Raw genomic sequence first — 4,812 nt, 5'->3', positions numbered from 1 at the left:
GTCGACGCGGAGGTCGCGGCGTTGACGCGGCGGATCGCCGCTGACGGGCCGCGGGCTGCCTCTGGCGGCGGCGGTGCCGGATGAGGCGGCGGCGCGTGAGGCGGCCCGCCGGGCGGTGGCGGATCTGATCGACAAGCAGGCCCTGGACGCGTTGCTGGCCCAGGTCAAGGGTGACGGGCTGCGGCTGACCGGGCCGGGCGGGTTCCTGTCCGAGCTGGTACGTGCCGTTCTGGAACGGGGGCTGCAGGCCGAGTTGACCGAGCATCTGGGCTACGCCCGTCGTGACGCGGCGGGTAACGGCTCGGGTAACTCGCGTAACGGGTCGACCGCGAAGACGGTGCAGACCGAGATCGGTCCGGTCGATGTGAAGGTGCCCCGGGACCGGGCGGGCACGTTCACCCCGATGCTGGTGCCGAAGAACGCCCGCCGGCTCGGTGGCCTGTCGGACGTGATCATCAGCCTGTACGCGGGTGGGATGACGGTCCGCGACATCTGTCACCACCTGCAGCGGGTCTACGGCACCGAGGTGTCCCCCGACACGGTCTCCACCATCACCGACGAGGTCCTGGAGGAGGTGAAGGCGTGGCAGCACCGGCCGTTGGACGAGGTGTACCCGATCGTCTACGTCGACGCGTTGATGGTGAAGGTCCGCGACGGCGCGCAGGTCCGTAACAAGGCCTGCTACCTCGTCGTCGGGGTCAACACCGACGGGGTCAAGCACGTCCTCGGTATCTGGGTGCAGCAGACCGAGGGGGCGAAGTTCTGGATGCAGGTCTGCACCGAGCTGCGTAACCGTGGCGTGCGTGATGTGCTGATCGCCTGCTGCGACGGGTTGACCGGTCTGCCCGAGGCGATCGAGGCGGTGTGGCCGCACACCACCGTCCAGACGTGCGTGGTGCATTACTCCGAGGTCGCGGTTATGCCGATGCCGCGGCGTATGCCGGTGCGGCTGTTCAGGTCCGTTCTGGTGTTGTCGGCATAATCGCGGCGGGTTGACGCTGGCCTCTCCTTTGATTGGAGGGGTTGGTGGTGATGGATCTTCTGGGAGCCCGGGTGGTCGGGCCTTTGGAGTCGCACGCGGCGGGGTACGCCGCGCATCTTGAGCAGCGCGGCTACACCTTCGCGACGCGGCGTAACTGGATGACGCTGGTGGCGCACCTGAGCCGGTGGCTGGCGGGTGAAGGGCTGGGTGCGGCGGGGTTGACGGGGCAGGTGGCGCGTCGTTACGTCGCGGCTCGTGCGGCGGCCGGCTACCGTGCCTGCCGTTCATCCCGGTCACTGGACCCGTTGCTGTCGTACCTGCGTGACGTGCAGGCGGCGCCGGCCGAGCCGCCTGCCGCTGTGTCGGCTGGCGATGCGCTGGTGGAGCGGTTCCGGGCGTACTTGCTGGCGGAACGCGGGGTGAAGCCTGACGTCGCCGAGTTCTACGTCGTGTCTGTGCGACCGTTCGTGTCCACGGTGATGGTCGACGACGGCGTTGACGCGGCGAGGCTGTCGGCGCGGACGGTGACGGCGTACCTGTCCGGGTTGACCCGTTCGTTGGCGCCCAAGACCGTTCAGGGTCGCGCGTCGGCGTTGCGGGCGCTGCTGCGGTTCTGGTTCCTCGACGGCGTCGCCGACACCGATCTGTCGGTGTCCGTGCCGAAGGTCGCGCACCGCGCGTCGGGTCTGCCCAAAGGGCTACCCGCAGAGCAGGTCACGGCACTGCTCGCGTCGTGCGACACGCACAGCGTGAACGGGCTGCGGGACCGGGCAATCCTGACCATGTTGGCCCGTATGGGCCTGCGGGCCGGTGAGGTCGCGGGGCTGCAGCTCGACGATCTGGACTGGAGGCAGGGCGAGGTCGTGGTGCGCGGCAAGGGCGGCCACCGTGACCGCCTGCCGCTGCCGGTCGACGTCGGGCAGGCCTTGGTCGACTATCTCGAAGCGGGTCGGCCTGCGGGCGCGCTGGACCGGTGCGTGTTCGTCCGGGTGAAGGCCCCGCGTCGTGGACTGACCAGCATCGGCGTGACGCAGGTGGTCAACGCGGCCGGGCACCGCGCCGGGCTGGGCACTGTTTACGCCCATCGGCTGCGGCACAGCGCGGCGACCGCGATGCTGGCCGCGGGGGCGCCGCTGACCGAGATCGGCCAAGTGCTGCGTCACCGCAGCGTGTTGACCACGGCCATCTACGCCAAGGTCGACATCGCGGCGCTGCGCAGCCTGGCGATGCCTTGGCCGCAGGAGGTGACTCGATGACCACCGATCTGCGGGCCGCGCTGGCCGACTACCTGAAGCTGCGGCGCGGGCTGGGCTATGGGCTACGCCGCGATGAGAAGCTGATCGTGCAGTTCCTCGACTATCTCGACGACCTCGGCCGCACCGCGTTCACCGTCGATGATGCGTTGGCCTGGGCGAAGCTGCCGGAGCCGGCCAGCCCGGGCTGGCTGGGAATGCGGCTGTCCGTGGTGCGCAGCTTCGCCGCCTACCTGCACACCCTGGACCCGACGGTGCCGGTCGTCCCGCCCGGACTCCTGCCAAGCCGGGGACGCCGGGCGGTGCCTTACCTCTACTCCGACGCCGACCTGGCCGCCCTGTTACAGCAGACCGAGTCGCTGAAGACACCGCTGCGCACCGCTACTATGCGCACGCTCATCGGGCTGCTCGCGGTCACCGGCATGCGTCTGGGCGAGGCGCTGGCCGCCGATGACAGCGACCTCGACGCCGACGCCGGTGTCCTGGTGGTGCGGCACGCCAAGTTCGGCAAGCAGCGCCTGCTGCCGCTGCACGACAGCACCGTCGCCGCGCTGACCGCCTACCGCGCGATCCGCCACGCGTGGTTCCCCACCCCGGTCAGCCCCGCCCTGCTTGTGTCGCAGGCAGGCACCCGCCTGCTCGTCTTCAACGTCGGCGTGACCTTCGCCCGGCTCGCCCGCCGGGCCGGGCTGGCCCCACGCTCGCCGTCATGCCGTCCCCGGCCGCACGACCTACGCCACACGTTCGCGGTCCGCACCCTGCTGGGCTGGTATCGCGACGGCGCCGACATCGACACCCGGCTACCTCTGCTGTCGACCTACCTAGGGCACGTGTCGCCGAAGAACACGTACTGGTACCTCGACGCCGCGCCCGAGCTGATGGCCGAGGCCGCCCAAAGGCTGCGATCGGCGTCAGGACCACGGCCGTGACCGCCGTCGCGACCACGGTGCAGGCCTTCTTCACCAACCGACTGATCGCGCAGCGGCAGGCCAGTCCGCACACCGTCGCCGCCTACCGCGACGCCATCCGCATGCTGCTGCAGTTCGCCAGCACCAGGACCGCCAAGCCCTTGTCCAAGCTGGACTTCGCCGACCTGGACGCGACCACAGTCGCCGCGTTCCTGGATCACCTGGAACGACAGCGGGCCAACAGCGTCCGCAGCCGCAACGCCCGCCTCGCCGCGATCCACTCCCTGTTCGCCTTCGCCGCGCTGCACCACCCCGAGCACAGCGACGACATCACCCGAGTGTTGGCCATCCCCGCCAAACGAGGCGATCACCGCATCATCGAGTTCCTCACCGACGAGGAAACCAACGAACTGCTCGACCAGCCCGACCGCGCCACCCGCACCGGCCGCCGCGACCACACCATGCTGCACCTGGCCGTCCAGACAGGGCTTCGCGCCGGCGAACTGACCGCGCTGCGTCGCCGGGACACCCATCTCGGCGCAGGACCCCATGTCAGCTGCCTTGGCAAGGGCCGCAAGCGGCGCGCCACCCCGCTGACCACCGACACCGTCAACCTGCTCCGAACCTGGATGGCCGAACGCGGCGGCGAACCCGACGACGTGTTGTTCCCGACCAACCGCGGCGGCGCACTCAGCCACGACGCACTCGCCCAACGGCTCGCCGTCTACGTCGCGCGATGCCCCCGACTGACCGCAAGAACCATCACCCCACACGTCCTGCGGCACACCGCCGCCATGCGCCTGCTGCACGCCGGCGTCGACATCACCGTCATCGCGCTCTGGCTCGGCCACGAAAGCGTCGCCACGACTCAGATCTACCTACGTGCGGACATGGAACTCAAGCAGCGAGCCCTCGACCGAACAACTCCGACCGGCACACAACCCGGCCGCTACCGCACGCCCGACCGCCTGCTCGCCTTCCTCGAAGCCCTGTGATTATGCCGACCCGACGACCACGAGCACCGCCACTGAACAGCGCCGGAGCACCCGGCATCGGCATAACCGCGACCTCGGAGTAATGCACCTTATGCCGATATCGGCATAAGGTGCACCTCATCCGGGCGGCGACGAAGTTCGTGTCCTACAAGGACCGTCGGGCGATGGCCGCCGCGTTGAAGGACATCTACACCGCCCCGACGGTGGAGGCGGCCGAGACCGCGATGCTCGGTTTCGCCGACAGCCCGCTCGGCCGACGCTACCCGGCCGCGGTCGCGGTCTGGGAACGGGCGTGGGAACGGTTCACTCCGTTCCTGGCGTTCCCTCCCGAGGTCCGCCGGATCATCTACACCACCAACGCGATCGAGAGCTTCAACTACCAGATCCGGAAGATCATCAAGAACCGTGGGCATTTCCCCACCGACGACGCCGTGATCAAGCTGATCTGGCTCGCGATCGCCGACATCGAGGACAAACGCGCCCGGCAACGCGCCGCCGAGGCCGGTAGACCCGCGAACTCCCGCACCGCGCCGCCACGGCTGGTCGAAGGCGCCGGCGTGCACGGCTGGAAACAGGCCCTCAACGCGTTGGACCTGTTCTTCCCGAACCGTATCCCCATCGATGCCCGATAGTTGGACAGGATAGGGCGTTACACAGAAATTCGGACAGGCTCC

Annotated in this window: 3 protein-coding genes and 2 pseudogenes; all 5 read left to right on the top strand. The window is 69.2% G+C overall.

Annotation, left to right across the window (positions count from 1 at the left end):
• Nucleotides 1-115: 115 nt before the first annotated feature.
• Nucleotides 116-901: pseudogene (locus ACFHWS_RS28260) on the top strand (IS256 family transposase); the annotation flags it as partial.
• Between the two features lie 131 nt (nt 902-1,032).
• A complete protein-coding gene (locus ACFHWS_RS28255) occupies nt 1,033-2,238 on the top strand; it encodes a tyrosine-type recombinase/integrase (RefSeq protein WP_416557623.1) in 1,206 nt (401 codons plus the stop codon).
• Nucleotides 2,235-3,164 (top strand): tyrosine-type recombinase/integrase, encoded by a 930-nt coding sequence (locus ACFHWS_RS28250; RefSeq protein ID WP_416557624.1) that lies wholly within the window; start codon nt 2,235-2,237, stop codon nt 3,162-3,164. Before ACFHWS_RS28255 ends, ACFHWS_RS28250 begins: the two co-directional genes overlap by 4 nt.
• Entirely contained in the window at nt 3,161-4,138 is a 978-nt protein-coding gene (locus tag ACFHWS_RS28245; RefSeq protein ID WP_289211943.1) for a tyrosine-type recombinase/integrase, read from the top strand. Before ACFHWS_RS28250 ends, ACFHWS_RS28245 begins: the two co-directional genes overlap by 4 nt.
• A gap of 110 nt (nt 4,139-4,248) precedes the next feature.
• A pseudogene (locus ACFHWS_RS28240) lies at nt 4,249-4,770 on the top strand (transposase); the annotation flags it as partial.
• Nucleotides 4,771-4,812: the final 42 nt, after the last annotated feature.

The organism is Micromonospora sp. LOL_013 (genome assembly GCF_048060315.1).
Taxonomy (GTDB): domain Bacteria; phylum Actinomycetota; class Actinomycetes; order Mycobacteriales; family Micromonosporaceae; genus Micromonospora_E.
Note: the sequence above shows the minus strand (reverse complement) of the source record. Positions and strands in the feature narration are given on the sequence as shown.